This window comes from Streptomyces sp. NPDC015661 (genome assembly GCF_043077765.1).
Classification (GTDB): domain Bacteria; phylum Actinomycetota; class Actinomycetes; order Streptomycetales; family Streptomycetaceae; genus Streptomyces.
On sequence record NZ_JBIBST010000006.1, the window covers coordinates 367,888 to 388,521 of the forward strand.

Sequence of the window (20,634 nt, forward strand, 5' to 3'; positions counted from 1 at the left end):
ACGGGGCCTAACGGCGGACGCGGGGCATGCCCAGGCCGATCCAGGAGATGATCTCGCGCTGGATCTCGTTGTTGCCGCCGCCGAAGGTGAAGATGACGGCCGAGCGGTAGCCGCGTTCCAGTTCGCCGTGGAGGACCGCGCCCGCCGAGCCCTCCTTGAGGGCGCCCGCCGAACCGACGACCTCCATGAGGGCGGCGTAGGCGTCCCGGCGGGCCTCGGAGCCGTACACCTTGACGGCCGAGGCGTCCTGCGGGGTGAGGGTGCCGTTCTGGACGGCGTTCACCATCTGCCAGTTGAGGAGCTTCATCGCGTCGAGGCGGGCGTGGGTGCGGGCCAGGGTGCGGCGGACCCACGGGAGGTCGATGACGCGGCGGCCGTCGGAGAGCGGGGTGCCGGCGGCCCAGCGCTGGACGTCGTGGAGGGCGCGGATCGCCATCGTGCCGTGGGCGGCCAGGGTGACCCGCTCGTGGTTGAGCTGGTTGGTGATGAGCCGCCAGCCCTTGTTCTCCTCGCCGACGCGGCGGGAGACGGGGACGCGGACGCCGTCGTAGTAGCTCGCGGTGGTGTCGTGCGAGGCGAGCGTGTTGATGATCGTGCAGGAGTAGCCGGGGTCGCTCGTCGGCACGAGGAGCATGGTGATGCCCTTGTGCGGCGGGGCGTCGGGGTCCGTGCGGACGGCGAGCCAGACCCAGTCGGCTGTGTCGCCGTTCGTCGTCCAGATCTTCTGGCCGTTGACGACGTACGCGTCGCCCTCCCGCACGGCGCGGGTCTTCAGGGCGGCCAGGTCGGTGCCCGCGTCGGGCTCGCTGTAGCCGATGGCGAAGTCGATCTCGCCGGAGAGGATCCGGGGCAGGAAGTACGCCTTCTGCTCCTCCGTGCCGTACCGCATGATCGTCGGTCCGACGGTGTTCAGCGCCATCAGCGGCAGCGGGACGCCGGCCTGCGCGGCCTCGTCGAAGAAGATGAACTGCTCCATGGGGGTCAGCCCGCGGCCGCCGTACTCGGTGGGCCAGCCCACCCCGAGCCAGCCGTCGGCGCCGAGGCGCCGCACGGTCTCGCGGTAGAAGCGCTTCTGGGCGGCCGGGTCCTCGTAGCGGGTGTGGACGTCGTCCGGGACCAGCTCGGCGAAGTACGCCCGCAGCTCGGCGCGCAGGCTGTTCTGTGCGGGCGTGTACTCGAGGTGCATGGCGTCCTCCCGTGGCGGCGTCCTGCGGCGTCCGCGACGTTCTCGTTCGCGACGCGCGACGGCGGACACGGTAGAACGTGTTCCATAAATGCGGAAGGCTCGGGACTCCGCGGGTACACCCGCGACCCCGGTTCGGAGCGACCGATCCGGGGCCCGCGGGAGGGTGCTGTGCGCCCTACGGCAGAAGCTCGTCCATGGAGGCGCGACCCTTCTCCGCCATGCGGCGTTCCGCCCAGGCGAGGTTCTTCGGATTCACGTCACGGCCGGAGGCGAGGACCAGGTCCTCCGGCGAGAAGTCGCCCTCCGACCCTGTGTGCAGCAGCCGGTCGGGCGTCGGGATGTCCCCCCGGGACGTCTTGTCGGGCTCAGCGTTCATGCCGCCTCCTACCTGTTCGTCCGGCACTCGCCATTCTCGTGTCCGGGCCCCGTGCGCGCATCCGGGGCCGCGGTCGTCCCGTGTCGACGCGCTGTCGGTGGCGTGTCGACCGGCGCGGGGAGGGTGGGGGCCGAGCCGCCGTCCCCGAGGAGTACGCGATGCCCGAGCCCTTGCAACTGCCCCTGCCCCTGCCCCTGCGCCGCCTGCACGTGACCGCCGTCCGCCCGGTGACCCCGCGCATGCGCCGGGTCACCCTCGGCGGTCCGGGCCTGGACGGCTTCGTCCTGGCGGGCCCCGACCAGCAGGTGAAGCTGTTCTTCCCCCGGCCGGGCCAGGCCGAGCCGGTGCTGCCGGTGCCCGAGCCCGACGGTGACGTGATGCGCTGGTACGGGGCCTACGCGGCGCTCCCCGAGGCGGAACGCCCGTGGATGCGGAGCTACACCCTCCGGGCGCACGACCCCGCCGCCGGAACCGTCGACATCGACTTCTTCCTCCACGGGGACGGCGAGGACGCGGGTCCCGCGACCCGCTGGGCGCGGTCGGCGCGGCCCGGGGACGTCCTCGGCATGTTCGGTCCCTCGGCGGCGTTCGCGGTCCCCGTCGATCCGGGCGCGGGCGACTGGACGCTGCTGTACGCCGACGCCTGCGCGCTGCCCGCGCTCGCCACGGTCGTCGCCGCCCTGCCGCCGGGGCGGCGGGCCCTCGCGTACGTCCAGGTGCCCGACGCGGCCGAGGAGCAGCCGCTGCCGACGGCCGGGGACCTGACCGTGCGCCACCTCCGTGACGGGGATTCACCGGCCGAGGCCGTACGGGCCGGCACGCTGCCCACCGGCCGTCCGTACGTCTGGCTGGCCGGCGAGGCCTCGGCCGTGCGCGGGCTGCGGCGGCACCTCGTGGAGGAGCGGGGTGTCGACCGGCGCTCGGTGCACTTCACCGGGTACTGGCGCCGCCGCCTCACCCAGGACGACGCACCGACCCCGGAGGACCTGGCCGAGGCACGCGAGCGCCCGTCGCTCGGCTAGGGGGTGTTCCGGACGAGGTCGGCGGCCGTCCTGAGGGGGAGGCCTCCGCCCTCCGCGTACGCACGGGTGTACGCCTCCGCCGGCAGGGCCGCGCGGAGCGCCTCCTCGGCGCGGGCCCGGATCGCGGCCTCGGTCTGCGGCGTGAAGGGACGGAAACCGCCGCCCGTGTCGGAGCCGGCATGGGCGTCGTACGCGCCGAGGAGCCTGGCCCCCGTCTCGGCGTCGCCCGGTCCGCCGCGTCCGCCACGGGCCCAGGCGGCGGTCGCGAACTGGGCGACGACCAGGTGCGGGGCGACGAGGTGGGCGAGGGTCTCCACGTCCACGACGGCGCGGGCGAGGCGTTCCAGGGCCCGGTCGTAGGCGCGGTCGAGGCAGTCGAGCCATGCCCAGGTGCCTCCCACGAGGCCCCAGAAGAGCGCGGGGGTGACCTGCCCGAACTCCCCTTCGAGGAGGGCGAGCTGGGCGCGGGCGAGGCCGGTGCGCCCGGTGTGGCCGTAGTGCTGGGCGAGCAGCAGCCGGCCGGTGCCGGCGGCCTCGGCGCCCCACTTCCCGGCCTCGTCGGCGGCCTCGGCCAGGAGGCGTTCGGCCTCGGGGTCCCCCGCCGGGCGGAGCCGGAGTCGTACGGCCGCGAGCCGGGCCGTGAAGACGGGCACCTGGGAGCGCGCGCCGACGCGGGCGGCGGCGTCGGTGGCCCGCTCGAAGTCGGCGGCGGCCTCCGCGAGCCGGCCCTCGCGCTCGTAGGCCTCGCCGCGGGCGGCGAGGGACTCCGCGATCCCCCAGGAGTCCCCGGCGGCCTCGAAGAGGGCGAGCGCCTCGGCGGCGTCGGGGCCGTGCCCGACGAGCTTGGCCCGCATGAGGAGCGCGAAGCCCAGGTCCCAGCCGGGGCCGTGGGCGCGGCAGTCGTCGACGATCAGGGTCAGGGTCTCGTCGAGACCGGTGAGCTCCCCGGTCATCAGCCGGGCGAAGTACCACATCGTGCCCGGCTGACGGCAGGTCTGCGGCAGGCCGGGGCGGTACGCGGCGACGAGGGCGGTGAGCCGGGCGCGGGTCTCGGGCCGTTCGAGGGCGGTGGCGCCCTCGCCGCCCTCGGTCGCGAGGGCGTACAGCCGGCCGCCGCGCCGGGCCTCCCACAGCCGCTCGCCGGTCCACGGCGGCGGCACGTCCACGCACCGTCCTTCGAGCGGCCCGGCGGGGCGGACGGGCTCCTGGAAGGGGTCGGGACCGATGCGGCCCGCTTCGGCGGCCCAGGTGCGCGCGTCGACCTGGTGGTTGCGGAGCTGCCAGAACCAGCTGAGCACGTGGACGAGGCAGAGCAGCTCCTGCTCGTCGCCGAGCGTCACGGCCGTCCGGAGGGCGCCGCGCAGGTTGCCGTGCTCCCGCTCGAACCGGGCGATGGCGGCGATCTGGCCGGAACCGCGCAGCTCCGGGTCGGTCCGGCGGGCGAGCTCCCGGTAGTACGTGAGGTGCCGCCGCGCGACGGCTGTCCGCTCCCCGGCCTCGTCCAGCCGCTCCCCGGCGTACTCGGCGACGGTCTCCAGGAGCCGGAAACGCATCCCGCCGTCGTCCGGGGCGGCCACGACGAGCGACTTGTCGACCAGGGCGCCGAGGATGTCGAGGACGTCAGGGCCGTCAAGGACGCCACGGAGGTCGGTATGCGGGAGGGCGGCCGTGCCATCGGGCACGTCCGGCGCATCGGGGCCAGGTGTGTCCGGGGCATCCGCGCCCGGGGCCTGCGGCGCGCCCCGCACGCCCGACACCGCAGTGTCCGCGCGCACCGCATCGTCCCCGCGCGCCCCACCGCCCCCGCACACCGTCTCCGCCGCCGTCAGGTCGCAGCCGCCCGTGAAGACCGCCAGCCTCCGCAGTACCGCCCGTTCGGCCGCGTCGAGGAGGTCCCACGACCAGTCGACCACCGCCCGCAGGGTCTGCTGGCGCGGCAGCATCGTCCGCGCGCCGGTGGTCAGCAGGCGGAAGCGGTCGTCGAGGCGGTCCGCGATCTGCCGGACCGACAGCATCCGCAGCCGCGCGGCCGCCAGTTCGATCGCCAGGGGCAGGCCGTCGAGGCGGCGGCAGATCTCCTCCGCCGCCTCCGGGTCCTCCGCGACGTCGAAGCCCGGCCGTGCGGCCGCGCCGCGCTCCCCGAGAAGCCGGAGCGCCATGTCCACCGGCAGCGGGCCCAGGGGCCGCACCTCCTCCCCCGGTACCCCGAGCGGCTCGCGGCTGGTCGCGAGGACGGTCACGCCCGGGCAGCGGGTGAGGAGCGCCTGCGCGAGCTCCGCCGCCTCGGCGACGACGTGCTCGCAGTTGTCGAGGACCAGGAGCATCCGGCGCCCGGCGCAGTGCTCGACGAGGCCCGCGAACCGGTCCTTGGGTCCGGCCGGGGCGACGGTCGGGGTGTGCCAGAGCTGGGTCTCGCGGCCCCCGAGCGCGGTGAGGACGGCGGCGGCCACCGTGGACTCCTCGCGTACCGAGGCGAGTTCGGCGAGGTGGACGGGGCCGTCGTACGTCCCGGCCGCCTCCAGGGCGAGCCGGGTCTTCCCCACGCCGCCCGGCCCGGTGAGCGTGACGAGCCGTCTCTCCGCCCGGGCGACAGCGAGCGCGTCCAGTTCCTCGGCCCGGCCGATGAACGAGGTCAGGCGGGCGGGAAGGGTGCGCGGCGGGGCGGGTACGGGCCCGTCCTCCGCGAGGAGTTCGGCATGCAGGGAACGCAGTTCGGGCCCCGGGTCGGTGCCGAGCCGCTCGGCGAGGGCTTGGCGCACCTCCTCGTACGCCGCGAGGGCCTCTGCGGGTCGCCCCGCCGCGCGGAGGGCACGGATCCGCAGGGCCTGGAGGGGTTCGTCGAGGGGCTGCCCTGCGGCGAGCGCGGCGAGGGGCGCGAGGACGTCGGCGGCCCGCCCGAGGGCCAGGTCGGCGGCGAGCCGGTCGCGCCGCGCCTGGGCGTGCCGCTGTTCGACGCGTATGACCACGGGGTCGGTGTCCCGGCCGGGCAGGTCCGCGAGCGCGGGCCCGCGCCAGAGCCCCAGGGCCTCGTCGAGGAGCGTGGCCGCCCGCTCGGCGTGGCCGTCGGCGAGGGCGGCGGCGCCTTCGGCGGCGAGCCGTTCGAAGAGGTGCAGGTCCACGGCGTCCGGGCCGGCGGCGAGCCGGTAGCCGCCGCCGGGCGTCGAGACGACGGTCTCGCGGCCGAGGGCGCGGCGCAGGCGGCCGACCAGGGCCTGGAGCGCGGCCGTACGGTCCTGGTCGTCGGCCGGGTCGCCGTCGGCCCAGACCTGCTCGATCAGCGGGCCGGGGCCCACCGTGCGCCCGCCGGCGGCGGCGAGCGCGGTGAGGAGCGCCCGGAGCCTGGCGCCGCTCAGGGCGGCCTCCGTCCCGTCGTCGGTACGGAAGGCCCGGCACGGGCCGAGAACACGGTAGGGCGGCTGCACCGGCCCATTCTGCCCCGGCACGACCGGGGGCGTGCGCCACCTTGCCCCGGGGACCGCGGCCTGCCCACCCGGCCGGCCCGTGGCTGCCTCGGCCTGGGCCGGGCCGGTTCGGTCAGGCCTCGGCCTGGGCTCGGGGTTAGGCCCCGGCCTGGGCCGGGCCGGTCAGGCCGCGGCCTGGGCCGCGGACGCCCGGTCCACACCTGACCGGTCCACGTCGGCCCGGGCCTCATACGGCCGGTCCACACCAGGCCGATCCACGTCGGCCCGGGCCTCGTAGCGCCGGTCCACACCAAGCCGATCCACGTCGGCCTGGGCCTCGTAGCGCCGGTTCGCTTAGAGCTGGCCCGCACGACACCGGGCCGCGCCGCGCGGGCCGGTTCACCTAGAGCTGGCCCGCACAACACCGGTCCGGCCGCACGCGCCGGTTCGCGTAGAGCAGGCCCGCACGACACCGGGCCGCGCCGCGCGGGCCGGTTCACCTAGAGCTGGCCCGCACAACACCGGTCCGGCCGCACGCGCCGGTTCGCGTAGGGCTGGCCCGCGCAACGCCGGGCCGGGCCCGCGCCCACCAGACCGGGGTCGTCCTGGCCGTGTCGGCCCGCGCTCCGTGGCCGAGTCGCGTCCGCCCGGCCGGCCCAGGCCCTCGCCCGGCCGGCCCAGGCCCTCGCGGCGAACTCGCGCCACGCCGTGTCACCGCCATGGCGTCCGCGGGGTGCGGGTTCGACAATGGGGAGGATGACCGATGACGACCGGCGTACGCGCAGTGGCGAGATCGGGCCCGCCGAGTGGCTCGCCATGAACCGGACCGGCAGCTTCGACTGGGATCTCGACAGCGGCAGCATCGATGTCGACGAGTCGGGCCTGCTGATCTTCGGCGTGGCCCCGGACGCCTTCGACGGGCGACCGGGGTCGATCGTGACGCGTCTGGCCCCCGACGAGCGGGAGAAGCTGGAGGACGTCGTACGGAGGGCGGTCAAGGGTGGCGCGGCCTCGTACACGGCGCACTTCCCCATCCCGCAGGCCGACGGCTCACCCCACTGGACGCATGTGCAGGCGCGGATCCTGCGCTCGCCGGACGGCCGGGCCCGGCGGATCGTCGGCGTCGTGCGGGACACGACCGCCGAGGTCGCCCACTTCGCCTTCGTGCAGGAACTGGAGAAGCGGCGCGAGGTCCAGACGAACATCGTCGAGCGGACGACGAACGCCCTGTCCCGAGCGGTGACCGTGGACGACGTGACGGCCGCCCTGACCGGTCCCGGCGGTCTCGCCCGGCTCGGCGCGGACGGCCTCGCGCTCGGTCTCGTCGAGAACGGCTCGCTCAACATCATCGCGCTCAGCGGCGAGTCCCTCGACGTGCTCAACGACTTCCGCAGCCGTCGTCTCGACCGGAAACTCCCGCTGGCCGACGCGGTACTGAGCGGCCGGCCCCGGTTCGTCTCCTCCTTCCCCTCCCTGGGGCGGGACTTCCCCGAGCTCGCCCCCTACCTGTCGCGCCTGGAGTTCCGGGCCGCCTGCTATCTCCCGCTGGTGGCGCAGGCGCGTTCGCTGGGCGGCATGGCCCTGTTCTACCGGGGCCGCACCTCCTTCAACGCCGACGAGCGCAACCTCGCCCTCGGACTGGCGGCGATCGTCGCCCAGTCGCTCCAGCGGGCGATCCTCTTCGACGAGGAGCGGGAGTTGGCCACCGGACTCCAGGCGACGATGCTGCCGCGCCGGATCCCGCAGTTCGCCGGCGGCGAGATCGCCGTCCGCTACCACGCGGCGTGGAGCGGACGGCAGGTCGGCGGCGACTGGTACGACGTGATCCCGCTGCCCCGCGGCAGGGTCGGGATCGTCGTCGGCGACGTCCAGGGCCACGACACGCACGCCGCCGCCATCATGGGGCAGCTGCGGATCGCCCTGCGCGCGTACGCCGGCGAGGGCCACGCCCCCTCGACCGTCCTCGCCCGGGCCTCCCGGTTCCTCGCCGAACTGGACACCAACCGCTTCGCGACCTGCACGTACGCGCAGGTGGACCTGGCGGGCGGCACCCTGCGCGCCGTACGGGCCGGGCATCTCGGTCCGCTGATCCGGCACACCGACGGCCGGGTCGGGCAGCCCAAGCTGCGGGGCGGGCTCCCGCTGGGTCTGGCGACCGTGTTCGGGGACGAGGAGTTCCCGGAGACACGGCTCGACCTGGTACCCGGCGAGACGCTGGTGCTCTGCACGGACGGACTCGTCGAGCAGCCCGGCTCCGACATCGAGTCCGGACTCGCCGCGCTGTCGGGCGCCATCGGCAGCGGCCCGCCGCAGGCGGAGGCGCTCGCCGACCACCTCTCCGAGCGGCTCTGGGAGCGGTGGGGCTCCGGCGACGACGTCGCGCTCCTCGTGCTGCGCCGCAGCCCCGACCCCGGCACGCCCCGGGCGCCGCGCATCCACCAGTACATCCACCAGGCCGACCCGCAGGGCCTCTCGGACGCGCGCGCGGCCGTCGGGCAGGCGCTGCGCGACTGGGGCATGCCGGAACTCGTCGACGACGCCGAGCTGTTGACGGGCGAGCTCCTCGTGAACGTGCTGCTGCACACCGAAGGCGGAGCGGTGCTGACCCTGGAGGTGCTGCCGGAGCCGGTGCGGCGGGTACGGCTCTCGGTGCAGGACCGGTCGAGTGCCTGGCCCCGGCGCCGTACCCCCGGCGAGGCCGCCACCTCGGGGCGCGGGCTCCTCCTGATCGACGCGCTGGCGTCCCGGTGGGGCGTGGAGCCGCGGGGCGAGGGCAAGGCGGTGTGGTGCGAGATCGGGCCGTCGCCGGTCGCCGCCGAATCCGCCCCCGGCGGTGGGTGAGGAGGTCGCCGTGGACCCGGTCGCCGCGCTGAACCGCATCGCGTTCCTCCTCGAACGCGCCCAGGCCCCCGGCTACCGGGCGCGTGCCTTCCGTACGGCCGCTTCCACCGTCGCCGCGCTGCCGGAGGGCGAGGCGGACCGGCGCGCGGCGGACGGCACCCTGGAGTCCCTGAAGGGTGTCGGTCCGAAGACGGCGGCGGTGGTGCGCGAGGCCCTGGAGGGCCGGGTGCCGGAGTATCTGGCCCGTCTGGAGCAGGAGTTGCAGGACTCGCTGGGCCCGGCGGAGGCGGACGGGCACGGCGGTGAGGCGCTGCGGGCGGCCCTGCGCGGCGACTGCCATCTGCACTCGGACTGGTCGGACGGCGGCGCCACGATCGAGGCCATGGGGCTCGCCGCGGCGGCGCTCGGGCACGAGTGGGCGGTGCTCACCGACCATTCGCCGCGGCTCACGGTGGCGCGGGGCCTGTCCCCCGAGCGGCTGCGGGAGCAACTGGACGTGGTGGCACGGCTCAACGAGGAGTGGGCGCCGTTCCGGCTGCTCACCGGGATCGAGTGCGACATCCTGGAGGACGGCTCGCTCGACCAGGAACCGGAGCTGCTCGACCGCCTGGACCTGGTGGTCGGTTCGGTCCACTCGAAGCTGCGGATGGACGACCGGTCGATGACCCGCCGGCTCGAACGGGCCGTGCGCGACCCGCTGATGGACGTGCTCGGGCACTGCACGGGACGTCTGGTGGCGGGCGGGCGGCTGCGTCCGGAGTCCGCGTTCGACGCGGAGCGCGTCTTCGCCGCCTGCGCCGATTCGGGTACGGCGGTGGAGATCAACAGCCGCCCGGAGCGCCTCGACCCGCCGCGCCGGCTGCTGCGTCAGGCCGTCGCGGCGGGCACGTACTTCGCCGTCGACACGGACGCCCATGCGCCCGGTCAGCTGGAGTGGCAGATCCTGGGCTGCGCGCGGGCCGAGGAGTGCGGGGTCCCTCCGGACCGGGTGATCAACACCTGGCCGGCGGAACGCCTGTTGGAGTGGACGACCGGCTGAGCCGGCGGGGTCGTCGCCTCCCGGTCAGGCCATGAGCCTGCGGGCCGACGACTCCCGGCCCGGCCTGCAGACGGCGCGGTCGCCTCCCGGCCCGGCCCGGAGCCGGCGGGGTCGTCGCCTCCCGGTCAGGACCGCTGCCAGACCGTCGTCGCGTTGCAGAACTCGCGGATGCCGTGGCCGGAGAGCTCACGCCCGTACCCCGAGCGTTTGATCCCGCCGAAGGGCAGCGCCGGGTGCGAGGCCGTCATGCCGTTGACGAAGACACCGCCCGCCTCCAGGTCGCGGACGAAGAACTCGACGTCCTCCGCGGAGCGCGTCCACACGTTGGAACTGAGGCCGAACGGGGAGTCGTTGGCGACGGCGACGGCCTCCTCGATGTCGCTGACCGGGTACACCGTGGCGACCGGGCCGAAGGCCTCCTCCTGGTGGATCCGCATCTCCGGGGTGATGCCGGTGAGGACCGTGGGCCGGTAGTACCAGCCGTTCCCGAGCTCCGGCTCCTCGGGACGGTGTCCGCCGCACAGGACGGTGGCACCCCGCCCCACGGCGTCGTCGACGAGCACCTCCAGGTCGGCCCGGCCCTGCTCGGTGGCGAGGGGACCGACGTCGGTGGCCTCGTCGAGGGGGTCGCCGACGGTGAGGGCGTTCATGGCGGCGGTGAAGCGCTCCGAGAAGTCGTCGTACACGTCCTGGTGGACGATGAACCGCTTGGCGGCGATGCAGGACTGCCCGTTGTTCTGCACGCGCGCGGTGACGGCGGTCTTCACGGCCCCGACGATGTCGGCGGACGGCATGACGATGTACGGGTCGCTGCCGCCGAGCTCCAGGACGGTCTTCTTCACCTCGTCGCCGGCGACGGCGGCGACGGACCGGCCGGCCGGCTCGCTGCCCGTGAGGGTGGCGGCCACCACCCGGGGGTCCCGGAGCACCCCCTCGACCTCGCGGGATCCGATGAGGAGGGTCTGGAAGCAGCCGTCGGGATATCCGGCGCGGCGGAACAGGTCGCCCAGGTAGAGCGCGGTCCTCGGCACGTTGGAGGCGTGTTTGAGGAGGCCGGTGTTGCCCGCCATGAGCGCGGGCGCGGCGAAGCGGATCACCTGCCAGAGCGGGAAGTTCCACGGCATCACGGCGAGGATCGGGCCGAGGGGCCGGTAGTGGACCCGGGCCACGTCGGCCCCGGAGTCCTGGACGTCACTCTCGGCCGGGTGCTCGTCGGCGAGCAGTTCCTCGGCGTGCTTGGCGTACCAGCGCATGGCCTTGGCGCACTTGCCGGCCTCCGCGCGGGACGCGGCGATCGGCTTGCCCATCTCGGTGGTCATGGTGCGGGCGATGTCCTCGGTGTCCTCGTCGAGGAGGGTCGCGGCGGCGCGCATGAGCCGGGAGCGTTCGGCGAAGGAGGTCGTGCGGTACTGGCGGTACGCCTCGTGGGCGGCGGCGATGCGCCGCTCGACCTCCTCGGGCCCGTGGGCCTCGTACGTACGCAGCGTCTCGCCGGTCGCGGGGTTCACGGTGGCGATGCCCATGACGTGCCTCCTCCTGTCATCGGCCCCCGTCTGCAACCTTCCGCTCCCTGGGCGTCGGCGCAACAGGGGCGGGGCGCTGGGGTGAGCGCCCCGCCGGCCGGCCGGGGTGCGGGCTCAGGCGGTGAGCCAGGTCAGGGCACCGGAGAGGTGGGCCCGGAAGGCCGGGTCACGGTACGTCTCCGGGGCGTGCCCGAGCGCGGTGAAGAAGAAGCGCCCCCAGTCGACCTCCCGGCACCAGACGAGCGGATGGTCGTCGCCGTGCGTGCCGCCCCGGTAGGTGGACTCGTCGGCGCGGGCCAGGACCCGGACGCCGGCGGTCCGCGGATCGGAGGTGAAGTTGTACCACTCGTCGGTGCGGGGCCAGCGGTCCGGGAGGGGGGCGGTGGCCGGGTGGTCGTGGGCGTCGACGAGGACGAGACCCGGCTGGATCTCGGGGTGGCCGTCGAACCGGGTGCCGAGCAGTTCGCCGTAGAAGGGCCAGTCGGGTTCGGCGTTGGCGGCGGCATGGACGGCGAGGAGTGAGCCGCCGCCCCTGAGATAGGCCTCGAAGGCGGTGCGTCCCTCGGGTGTCAGGACGTTCCCGGTGGTGGACAGCAGGACGACGGCCGCGCACCGGTCGAGCCGCTCCGGGGTGAAGACGGCCGGATCCTCGCTGATCTCGGCCGTCTTTCCGAGGTCGCGCGCGAGCTCGGCGAGGGCGGTGGCGCCGGCAGGGATGGAGTCGTGGCGGTATCCCGCCGTACGGGTGTAGACGAGGACATCGGCGGTGGGCACGCGGTGGGCTCCAGGGGTACGGGTCGGGGCCGGGCGGCGGACAAGGGCCGGGGAAAGCGAGGACGAGCGGAGAGAAGCGGAGACAAGCGAGGGAAAGCGCTTTCTCCAGCAGGTCGACCGTAGCCACCGAAAACCCCGGGCCGCAAGCCCCGCCGCTCCGGCACACTGCCCCGATGACGCCCCTCCATGATCACGCCCGGCAGGCCCTCGCCCATGTGACCGGCCGCTCCACCGGGGAGCCCCTCGACCCGGGCCTTCGGGTCACCCTGAACTTCCACCCGGATTTCCTGCACCGGCTCGCGGACGAGGGCGTCTACCGCTCCCAGTTCGCCACCGGCACCAGCAACGGCGGCCTGACCGCACACCCCGGCGGGGACCGCTGGTGCTGGGAGAGCCGCATCTTCGGCGGGGCGTACGACGCGGCCCCGGCGGAGACGCGCCCCGTGTACGGCGCCCTCGACTTCCGCCGCCGCCCCTTCGGGGCCGCTCCCCGCTTCGGCTCCGCCCATCTGCGGCTCACGGCGGCCGCCCTGCGCCGGGCGACCTTCTGCTATCCGGACAGCTTCCTGGAGCCGGAGGACTTCGGCGTCGCGTCCCGGATGCGCCTGATCGCCCTCGCCGATGCGGACGAAAAGGATCCGCTCGACGACTACATCGAGGCACAGGTCCACGGCCCCGTGGTGATCGGGCGGGACGTGGAGGCGCTGGTCCTGGACCCGAGCCACCGGGGCACGGAGGTGGAGGAGGCGGCGCGGCGGCTGCCGTGCCCCGTGGAGTGGCACGGGGGTTTCCGCGTCTCCGTCGACGAACTGCGGCGGCATCCCGCGTTCCGCGGGCCGGAGTTCGTGGAGCTCGCGGCCCGGATCGCGGTCGACGGCCGGCTGGACGCCCGGATCGTGCAGGAGGCGGCCGGCTCGGGGCGGTACGACCGGCAGGACGTGAAGAAGGTCTGGCACTACCTGGCCCGCTTCGGAGCGCCCACCGCCTGATCCCCCCGACCGGCCCGACCGACCCAACCGACCCGACCGGCCCGACCGACCGACCCAACCGACCCGACGACCCGACCGGCCCGACCGGCCCGACCGGTCCTACTCCGGGGGTGAGCCCCCGTGCTCGATCTGGTGGATGAGCCGCTTGAGCTGGGTGACCTCGTCCTGGAGTGCGCGGCCGCCGGCGGGCGTGAGGGAGAGCCAGGTGCGGGGCCGTTTGCCCTCATACCCCTTCTCGATCTCGACCAGTCCGGCCTTCTCCAGGACCGAGAGGTGCTGACTGAGGTTTCCGGCAGTGAGGCCGAGGACCGTGCGCAGGAAGCCGAACTCGACCCGGCGGGCCTGGTGGGCGACGGTCAGGATGCCGAGGCGAACGCGCTGGTGGACGACGTCGTCCAGGCCGATGACGGGGTGCGGGTCGGCCGGTTCGCCGGGTTCGTTCGTTTCGCTCATGAGCGGGTGCGCCTTTCGGCCCGCTCCGCCAGGCCGAAGCCGAGGGCGCCGAGCAGGAGCAGTGCCCCGGGCACGCCGAGAGCGGGCAGCGCGGACCAGGGGGAGGTGACGGGGATCCCCGACCAGCCGGTGGTGAGCGGCACCAGTTCGATGGCCAGGTACGCCAGGGCCAGCAGCATCAGCGCGCGGCTGCGTTCCACCCAGGACAGCACGAGCAGCGGCAGTCCCACGGCGCCGGCCGGGCCGACCAGCCGTTCGAGGAGAACGGTCACCTCGGAGTGGGGGTCGAGGCGCAGACCCCAGAGGTCGATCGGCTCGCCGGGCTGCGGCATCCCCTGGCGGAGGGTCCAGAGCGTGGTGGCGGCCACCAGGCCGACCAGGGCGATTCCGGTGAGGACGTACGGCCGGACCCGGGTGCCGACGCCGCGCCTGCGGGAGCGGCGGACGGCGAAGAAGGCCGTCGCGGCGTAGGCGAGGGCGAGACCGAGCGTCCAGTAGGCGGGTGACCCCTGCCTGATCAGGGTGCATCCGGTGCTCCCTGCGGGGTGGCCCGGCAGGCAGGGAACCGTCTCGGTCTCGAAGGTGAGGCGGTTGACCAGGATGCCGCCGGTCGTGAGCGCGCCGAACAGCAGGAGCGGGATCCAGGCGCCGCGCTGGGCGGCGCGGACCCGGCGGGTGAGTTCGCCGAGACCGGCGAGGACTTCTTGGGGGGTGCCCGGCGGGGGCACCGATGCGTCTGCCATGGACATCAGCTTTGCATCACAAACCAGTTGGGACAAGGGACCTCGCAAGCGAGTTCTGATCCGTTGTCGTATCGGATACATCTCTGTATCTTTTGGCGCGCCGTACGCCCCTTGCCCGTACACCCCGTACACCCCGTACACCCCGTTCTCCGAGGAGCCGTCATGAGTACCGTGCCGCCCGCCATCGCCGCCGCCGTCGGGCCGCTGCCCGAAGGCGCGATCGTGCCGCTGCCGCCGACCTTCGAGTCCGTCGAGGAGGAGCGCCGCTACCGCAAGGAGCAGCTCGCCGCCGGGTTCCGGATCTTCGGGAGGTTCGGCTTCTCGGAGGGGGTCGCCGGGCACATCACCGTGCGCGATCCCGGCGACCCGAACGCCTTCTGGGTCAACCCGTTCGGCATGAGCTTCACCCAGATCAAGGCCTCGGACCTGATCCTGGTGGACCACGAGGGGAACGTCCTCGAAGGGCGGCGGCCGGTGAACCGGGCCGCGTTCGTCATCCACTCCCGGGTGCACGCGGCCCGCCCCGACGCGGTCGCCGCCGCGCACTCGCACTCCCTGCACGGCAAGGCCTTCTCCAGCCTCGGCATCCCGCTCGACCCGATCACCCAGGACGCCTGCGCGTTCTTCGAGGACCACGGGATGTACGACGACTACCGGGGCGTCGTGAACGAGACCGAGGAGGGCGAGCGGGTCGCCAAGGCCCTCGGCGACTTCAAGGCGGTCATCCTCAAGAACCACGGGCTGCTCACGGTCGGCCACTCCGTCGCCGAGGCCGTGTGGTGGTTCGTCACCATGGAGCGCTCCTGCCAGGCGCAGCTCCTGGCGATGGCGGCGGGCACCCCGCAGCTCATCGACCGTGAGACGGCCCTGCTCACCCGGGGGCAGATCGGCGGGCACCTGGCCGGCTGGTTCCAGGCGCGCCCGCTGTGGGATCAGATCACCGCGTCCGACCCCGACCTCTTCGACTGACCCGCGGGTCAGCCGGAGCGGCCGGGGAGCTCGCGCGTCGTCGCCTCCAGGAGCGGGGCGAGGAACTGCCGTTCCAGGGTGCCGGGCGGGAGCGCGGCCGGCTCCACGTAGCTCTGCGCGAGGCCGCCCTCGCGCAGGGCGATGAGGAGGCGGGCGAACCGGTCGGGCTCCACGGTCAGTTCGCGCCCGGCCCGGCGCAGCACCAGGGTGAGGCCGCGGGCGATCTCGGCCCGCAACCGCTCGTCGTGGCGCGCGAGCACCCAGGCGGCCTGGGGGTCGCGGATCGCGTGCAGGGTGAACTCGGTGGTGACGAGGTACCACTCCCGCTCGTCCGGTTCCACGCGGGCGGCGAGCTCCGCGAGCCGGTTCAGGGTGTACTCCTCGGGGGTCAGCGCGTCGATGGACTCGGCGAGGCGCCGTACCGTCCGCTCGCTGTGCTCGTCGAAGAGGGCGAGGAAGAGCTCTTCCTTGCTCGCGAAGTTCGAGTAGTACGCGCCCCGCGTGTAGCCGGCGCGCTCGCAGATCTGCTCGATCGTCGTCGCGTGGAAGCCGTGCTCGGCGAAGGTCTCCATGGCTGCCTTCAGGAGGGCCGCGCGCGTGCGGGGCCGTCGCCTGGTGACACCTTTCGGCACGGCTGCTTCCTCCTCGTCGGACACGCCCTCGGGGCCGCTCGCGCGGCGGACGCCCACCTTACCGGCGTCCTCATCCCGGGCGGCGATCAGCACCGGCGGATAAAATTCAACGCATGGCAGAGCGGCCCGTCGTGCCCGCGGCGCCCGATCTGGTCCTCGAGATCGACGGGGACGCGACGCTCATGAACGCGAGCCGCGTCTATCGCATCGGGCGCGACCCCACCAGCGACATCGTGCTCGCGGACGCCCGGGCGTCCTGGCACCATGCGGTGCTCAGCGCCGCCGGCGGCCACTGGACCCTGGCGGACGAGGGCAGTACGAACGGCACCTTCGCGGACGGCCTGCGAGTGGCCCGGCCGCGGGAGGTCGGTCCCGGGACGGTCGTACGGTTCGGGCATCCGGACGACGGGCCGCGAGCGGTCCTCCTGACCGGCGCCCCGGACCGGGCGGCGGACCGGCCGGCGGAACCGCCGGCGGAACCCCGTGCCGTACCCGAGCCCCCTCCCGCGTTCCCGGCGGAGCCCGTGCCGGAACCCTGGCCCGTACCGGAGCCGGAGGCCCCGCCCCTGCTGCCGCCCCCACCGCCGCCGGAGGCCGTACGGGACCTCCCGCCGGAGGCCGTACAGGACCTCCCGCCGGAGGCCGTACGGGACCTGCCGCCGGAAGCCGCGCCCGCGCCCCTGCGGGAGCCCGCCCCCGAGGCCCCGCCGCTGCCCCTGCCGGAGCCCCCCGAGGTGCGCCCCGGCCGGCCCGTGACACCGCGGCCCCCCTCCGTCCGGCATCCGGCCGCGACCGGCACCTTCCGGCAGCCGACGTCCGTGCGGCCGCTGCCCACCCACAGCATCCGGATCGGGCGCGCCCCCGACAACGACGTGGTCGTCGCCGACCTGGTGGTCTCCCGGCGGCACGCCGAGCTCCGCGCCCATCCCGACGGCACGTACTGGATCCACGACCTCGGCAGCCACAACGGCACCTTCCTGAACGGCGCTCCCGTCGTGGACGCCCGTGTGACGGCGGAGGACATCGTCGGCATCGGCCGGGCCGCGTTCTGTCTGATCGGCGGGCAGCTCGTCGAGTTCACCGACACCGGCGAGGTCTCGCTCGACGTCCGCTCGCTCGCGGTGACCGTGGACCACGGGCGCAAGACCCTCCTCGACGAGGTGTCGTTCCCGGTGGGCCAGAAGTGCCTGCTCGCGGTCGTCGGCCCGTCCGGCGCCGGGAAGTCGACGCTCCTGGGCGCGCTCACCGGTCAGCGCCCGGCCGACCGGGGCACGGTGCTCTACGACGGCCGCGACCTGTACCGGGACTACGCCGAGCTGCGCCAGCGCATCGGGCTCGTCCCGCAGGACGACATCCTGCACCTCCAGCTCACCGTCCGCCGGGCCCTCGGGTACGCCGCCGAACTCCGCTTCCCCGAGGACACCGCGGCGGCCGAACGGCGAGCCCGGGTCGACGAGGTGATCCGCGAGCTCGGGCTCGTGGAGCGCGCCGAGCAGCCGATCCACAGCCTCTCGGGCGGCCAGCGCAAGCGGGTGAGCGTCGCCCTCGAACTGCTCACGAAGCCCTCCCTGCTCTTCCTCGACGAACCGACCTCCGGGCTCGACCCGGGCATGGACCGCTCCGTGATGCACATGCTGCGGGGGCTCGCGGACGACGGCCGCACGGTCGTCGTCGTCACCCACAGCGTGCTCAGCCTCGACGTGTGCGACCGGCTGCTCGTGCTCGCGCCGGGCGGCCGGGTCGCGTACTACGGCCCGCCCGCCGACACCCTCGGTTTCTTCGGCTTCGAGCAGTGGCCGGAGGCCTTCGAGGCCTTCGAGAACGACCGGGACCGCGACTGGGCCCAGCAGTACCGGTCCTCCCGCTTCCACCGCCGGTACATCGCGGACCCGATGGCCCACCCCGACGTCGCCCCGCCCGCCCCCGGGCCCGCGGACGGCCGGGCGGCCGCGGAGCCCGGTCCACCGCCGAAGGCGCAGAGCTGGGGCTCCCAGCTGCGGACGCTCGTACGCCGGTACGCTGCGGCGCTCTCCGCCGACCGGACCTTCCTCGCCATCATGATCGCCCTGCCGTTCGTGATGGGCGCGATGGCCCGGGCCCTGTCCGAGGGGAGTCTCAACCCCGAGTCGACGCTGAACGTGCTGCTCATCCTCTGCGTGGGCGGCGTCCTCACGGGCGCGGCGAACGCCGTGCGCGAACTGGTCAAGGAGCGCACGATCTACCGGCGCGAGAGAGCCGTCGGCCTGTCCCGCTCCGCCTACCTCGCCTCCAAGGTGGTGGTGCTCGGTCTGATCACGGTCGTGCAGGCGGTCGTCCTGACCCTGGTGGCCCTGATCGGCGTGCCGCTGAACGTGCCCGGCGGCAAGGGCGTCCTGATGCCGCCGCTCGTGGAGATCACCCTCGCGGTGGCGCTGCTCGCCTTCACGGCGATGATGCTCGGTCTGCTGGTCTCGGCGCTGGTCCGCAAGGAGGAGGTGACGATGCCGCTGCTCGTCCTCCTCGCGATCGTCCAGGTGGTGTTCTGCGGGGCGCTCCTCAAGGTGCGCGGCACGCCCGTCCTGGAGCAGCTGGCCTGGCTCGTGCCCTCGCGGTGGGCGTTCGCGGCGATGGGTGCCACGATCGACATCGGGAAGATCGCGCCGAGCGAGAAGACCGCCGATCCGCTGATGCGCCACACGGCGGAGGCCTGGTTGTTCGACATGGGCATGATGGTGGTGCTCTGTCTCGTCCTCGGTCTCGCCGTGGCGCGGCTGCTGCGCCGCCACGAGCCGGTCGTCATGCGGAGGTAGGCCGGTGAGCGTCCTTCTTGAAGGCGGTGAGGCCGTGAGCGGCGTCTTTCTCGGCGGCGGTGAGGCCGCGAGCGGCGTCCTCCCTGGCGGCGGTGAGGCCGTGAACAGCATCCGTCTCGGCGGCGGTGAGGCCGCGAGCGGCGTGCTTCCGGTGGAGGTGAGGCCGTGAGCGTCCCCGTGCCCGAGTACGTACCGGACTTCCGGCCCACCCATGTGGTGCCGCGCTCCGGGCTGCCCGCCTGGGAGGAGCCCGATCCGGGGCTGCCCACGGCGCCGCTCGACGCCTTCCTGCCGGTACGGCTCGTGGACCGGACCGGCGACTGGGGACGGGTGCTGTGCTCCAACGGCTGGACGGCGTGGGTCGACGCGCGCCTCCTGGTGAGCGTGCCGGACGATCCTCCGGCGACGGGCCGCCCCCTCACCAGGACCGCGGATCCCCGGCCGCTCATCGCCCGCGCCGAGGACGCGCTGGGCCGCTACCGGCGGGCGGCGGAGGAGCTGGGCGCGGGCCGGCTCGACGGCGAGGGCTTCCGGCTGCGGACCCGCGGCCTGCGGGTCGGCATGGTCGTCGACGGCGAGTCGGTGTGGCTGTACGACGCGGAGCACGAGCGCTGGGTGTACTGCGACGGGCTCGGGCTCAGTACGTACGCGGAGTCGGCGGCGCCCTCCGCCGAAGCCGCCCGGCCGGCCGAGGAGCCCGAGGCGACGCCCGCCGGCTACGAGCCGACGCAGGTCGTGCCCCAGGTGGATCCGGCGAAGGCGGCCGGTCCCCCGCCGACACAGGTCGTGGGCCCGGCGGGACCGGCGGGTGACGAGCGATGACCGTCGGCGGGGCGCACGGGGACCCGGAGATCCCGGCGGGCCGGGCCTCGGGGCTGATCGGCAAGGAGATCGCGGGTTACCGCGTGGAGGGCGAGATCGGGCGCGGCGGCATGGCCGTCGTGTACCGGGCGCGGGACCTGCGCCTCGACCGGACGGTGGCGCTGAAGCTGCTGGCACCCGAACTGGCCCGCAACGACACCTTCCGCAAGCGCTTCGCGCACGAGTCGCGGGTCGCCGCCTCGATCGACCACCCGCACATCGTGCCGGTCTTCGAGGCGGGCGAGACGGAGGGCGTGCTGTACATCGCCATGCGGTACGTGGCGGGCCAGGACCTGGTGGCCCTGCTCGACCGCGAGGGGCCGCTGCCGCCGGTGAAGGCGGGCCGGATCGCGGTGCAGGTGGCCTCGGCCCTGGACGCGGCGCACGCGCACGACCTGGTGCACCGGGACGTGAAGCCCGGGAACATCCTGGTCGCGGAGGGCACCGACGGCGACCACCCGGAGCATGTGTACCTGACCGACTTCGGGCTGACGAAGAAGTCGCTGTCCCTGACGGGTTTCACGACGGTGGGCGAGTTCGTCGGGACGCTCGACTACGTGGCGCCCGAGCAGATCTCCGGCAAGCCGGTGGACGGGCGGTGCGACGTCTACAGCCTGGCGTGCGTGGTCTTCGAGACCCTGACGGGGGCGCCGCCGTTCCGCCGCGAGACGGACTGGGCGGTGCTGTGGGCGCAGCAGTACGATCCGCCGCCCCCGCTCTCCGAAGTGCGGCCGGGACTGCCGTCGGGGGCGGACGCGGTGTTCGCCAGGGCGCTGGCGAAGACGCCGGACGAGCGGTACGGGACGTGCCTGGAGTTCGTCGCCGCGCTGCGCGCCGCCCTGGCCGACGCGGGCGGCGGCGGTCCGGTGGTGCCCAGGGGGCCGCGGCGGCTCGGCGCGCCGCCCGCCCCGCCGGCCTGGGCGCGGCCGGTCTTCCGGGAGCTCGAATAGCGCCCTTCGCGGGGGTGTCGGTGGCGTGTGCGAGGGTGATCGGTGAAGGCGTCGTTCCGGGCGCCCGCAGGCCTGCACGTCCAGGG

The 20,634-nt window shown here is 74.5% G+C and carries 17 protein-coding genes; 9 read left to right on the forward strand and 8 right to left on the reverse strand.

What is annotated here, in order from left to right; genetic code table 11:
* Window positions 1–7 precede the first annotated feature (7 nt).
* Both ACF07V_RS18685 and ACF07V_RS18690 read right to left on the reverse strand, forming a co-directional pair.
* The gene (locus ACF07V_RS18685) at window positions 8–1,186 is read right to left on the reverse strand and encodes an acyl-CoA dehydrogenase family protein (protein ID WP_392155370.1); all 1,179 of its coding nucleotides are present in this window, start codon (window positions 1,184–1,186) and stop codon (window positions 8–10) included.
* A 175-nt stretch (window positions 1,187–1,361) separates the two neighbouring features.
* Window positions 1,362–1,562 carry a hypothetical protein gene (locus ACF07V_RS18690; RefSeq protein ID WP_392155371.1) on the reverse strand — a complete coding sequence of 67 codons (201 nt, stop codon included), beginning with the start codon at window positions 1,560–1,562 and terminating at the stop codon, window positions 1,362–1,364.
* 158 nt (window positions 1,563–1,720) lie between these two features.
* On the opposite strand from ACF07V_RS18690, the gene ACF07V_RS18695 reads away from it, so the two are divergent.
* Window positions 1,721–2,584, forward strand: coding sequence for a siderophore-interacting protein (locus ACF07V_RS18695; RefSeq protein WP_392155373.1), 864 nt, complete (start codon window positions 1,721–1,723; stop codon window positions 2,582–2,584).
* Here the strand turns inward: ACF07V_RS18695 and ACF07V_RS18700 are convergent.
* Window positions 2,581–6,006: a BTAD domain-containing putative transcriptional regulator gene (locus ACF07V_RS18700; RefSeq protein ID WP_392155375.1), complete on the reverse strand. Its 3,426-nt coding sequence runs from the start codon at window positions 6,004–6,006 to the stop codon at window positions 2,581–2,583. The genes ACF07V_RS18695 and ACF07V_RS18700 overlap by 4 nt on opposite strands.
* 735 nt (window positions 6,007–6,741) lie before the next feature.
* On the opposite strand from ACF07V_RS18700, the gene ACF07V_RS18705 reads away from it, so the two are divergent.
* Both ACF07V_RS18705 and ACF07V_RS18710 read left to right on the forward strand, forming a co-directional pair.
* Window positions 6,742–8,826 (forward strand): SpoIIE family protein phosphatase, encoded by a 2,085-nt coding sequence (locus ACF07V_RS18705; RefSeq protein WP_392155376.1) that lies wholly within the window; start codon window positions 6,742–6,744, stop codon window positions 8,824–8,826.
* A gap of 10 nt (window positions 8,827–8,836) precedes the next feature.
* Window positions 8,837–9,865 carry a PHP domain-containing protein gene (locus ACF07V_RS18710; RefSeq protein WP_392155377.1) on the forward strand — a complete coding sequence of 343 codons (1,029 nt, stop codon included), beginning with the start codon at window positions 8,837–8,839 and terminating at the stop codon, window positions 9,863–9,865.
* A 125-nt stretch (window positions 9,866–9,990) separates the two neighbouring features.
* On the opposite strand, the gene ACF07V_RS18715 is transcribed toward ACF07V_RS18710, so the two are convergent.
* Together ACF07V_RS18715 and ACF07V_RS18720 are read right to left on the reverse strand one after the other, a co-directional pair.
* Window positions 9,991–11,388, reverse strand: coding sequence for an NADP-dependent succinic semialdehyde dehydrogenase (locus tag ACF07V_RS18715; RefSeq protein ID WP_392155378.1), 1,398 nt, complete (start codon window positions 11,386–11,388; stop codon window positions 9,991–9,993).
* Window positions 11,389–11,502: 114 nt separating this feature from the next.
* A complete protein-coding gene (locus ACF07V_RS18720; RefSeq protein WP_392155379.1) occupies window positions 11,503–12,162 on the reverse strand; it encodes a ThuA domain-containing protein in 660 nt (219 codons plus the stop codon).
* A gap of 173 nt (window positions 12,163–12,335) precedes the next feature.
* Here ACF07V_RS18720 and ACF07V_RS18725 point away from each other — a divergent pair, with 173 nt between their 5' ends.
* Entirely contained in the window at window positions 12,336–13,151 is an 816-nt protein-coding gene (locus tag ACF07V_RS18725) for a DUF3626 domain-containing protein (protein ID WP_392155381.1), read from the forward strand.
* Window positions 13,152–13,250: 99 nt separating this feature from the next.
* Here ACF07V_RS18725 and ACF07V_RS18730 read toward each other — a convergent pair whose 3' ends face one another.
* Entirely contained in the window at window positions 13,251–13,604 is a 354-nt protein-coding gene (locus ACF07V_RS18730) for a winged helix-turn-helix domain-containing protein (RefSeq protein WP_392155382.1), read from the reverse strand.
* The gene (locus ACF07V_RS18735) at window positions 13,601–14,347 is read right to left on the reverse strand and encodes a hypothetical protein (protein ID WP_392155384.1); all 747 of its coding nucleotides are present in this window, start codon (window positions 14,345–14,347) and stop codon (window positions 13,601–13,603) included. Before ACF07V_RS18735 ends, ACF07V_RS18730 begins: the two co-directional genes overlap by 4 nt.
* 162 nt (window positions 14,348–14,509) lie before the next feature.
* Between ACF07V_RS18735 and ACF07V_RS18740 the strand changes: the two genes are divergently transcribed.
* Entirely contained in the window at window positions 14,510–15,316 is an 807-nt protein-coding gene (locus ACF07V_RS18740) for a class II aldolase/adducin family protein (RefSeq protein ID WP_392155385.1), read from the forward strand.
* Window positions 15,317–15,324: 8 nt separating this feature from the next.
* Here ACF07V_RS18740 and ACF07V_RS18745 read toward each other — a convergent pair whose 3' ends face one another.
* The gene (locus ACF07V_RS18745) at window positions 15,325–16,005 is read right to left on the reverse strand and encodes a TetR/AcrR family transcriptional regulator (RefSeq protein ID WP_392155386.1); all 681 of its coding nucleotides are present in this window, start codon (window positions 16,003–16,005) and stop codon (window positions 15,325–15,327) included.
* A 56-nt stretch (window positions 16,006–16,061) separates the two neighbouring features.
* Here ACF07V_RS18745 and ACF07V_RS18750 point away from each other — a divergent pair, with 56 nt between their 5' ends.
* From ACF07V_RS18750 to ACF07V_RS18765, 4 genes are read left to right on the forward strand one after another with little or no spacing between them, the layout of a single operon-like run.
* Window positions 16,062–18,737, forward strand: a complete 2,676-nt coding sequence (locus tag ACF07V_RS18750) for an FHA domain-containing protein (RefSeq protein WP_392155388.1) — start codon at window positions 16,062–16,064, stop codon at window positions 18,735–18,737.
* 34 nt (window positions 18,738–18,771) lie between these two features.
* On the forward strand, window positions 18,772–18,906 hold the full coding sequence (locus ACF07V_RS18755) for a hypothetical protein (protein ID WP_392155390.1): 135 nt from the start codon (window positions 18,772–18,774) through the stop codon (window positions 18,904–18,906).
* On the forward strand, window positions 18,903–19,559 hold the full coding sequence (locus ACF07V_RS18760) for a hypothetical protein (protein WP_392155392.1): 657 nt from the start codon (window positions 18,903–18,905) through the stop codon (window positions 19,557–19,559). Before ACF07V_RS18755 ends, ACF07V_RS18760 begins: the two co-directional genes overlap by 4 nt.
* Window positions 19,556–20,548: a serine/threonine-protein kinase gene (locus ACF07V_RS18765; RefSeq protein WP_392155393.1), complete on the forward strand. Its 993-nt coding sequence runs from the start codon at window positions 19,556–19,558 to the stop codon at window positions 20,546–20,548. The genes ACF07V_RS18760 and ACF07V_RS18765 overlap by 4 nt, the downstream gene beginning before the upstream one ends.
* Window positions 20,549–20,634 lie beyond the last annotated feature (86 nt).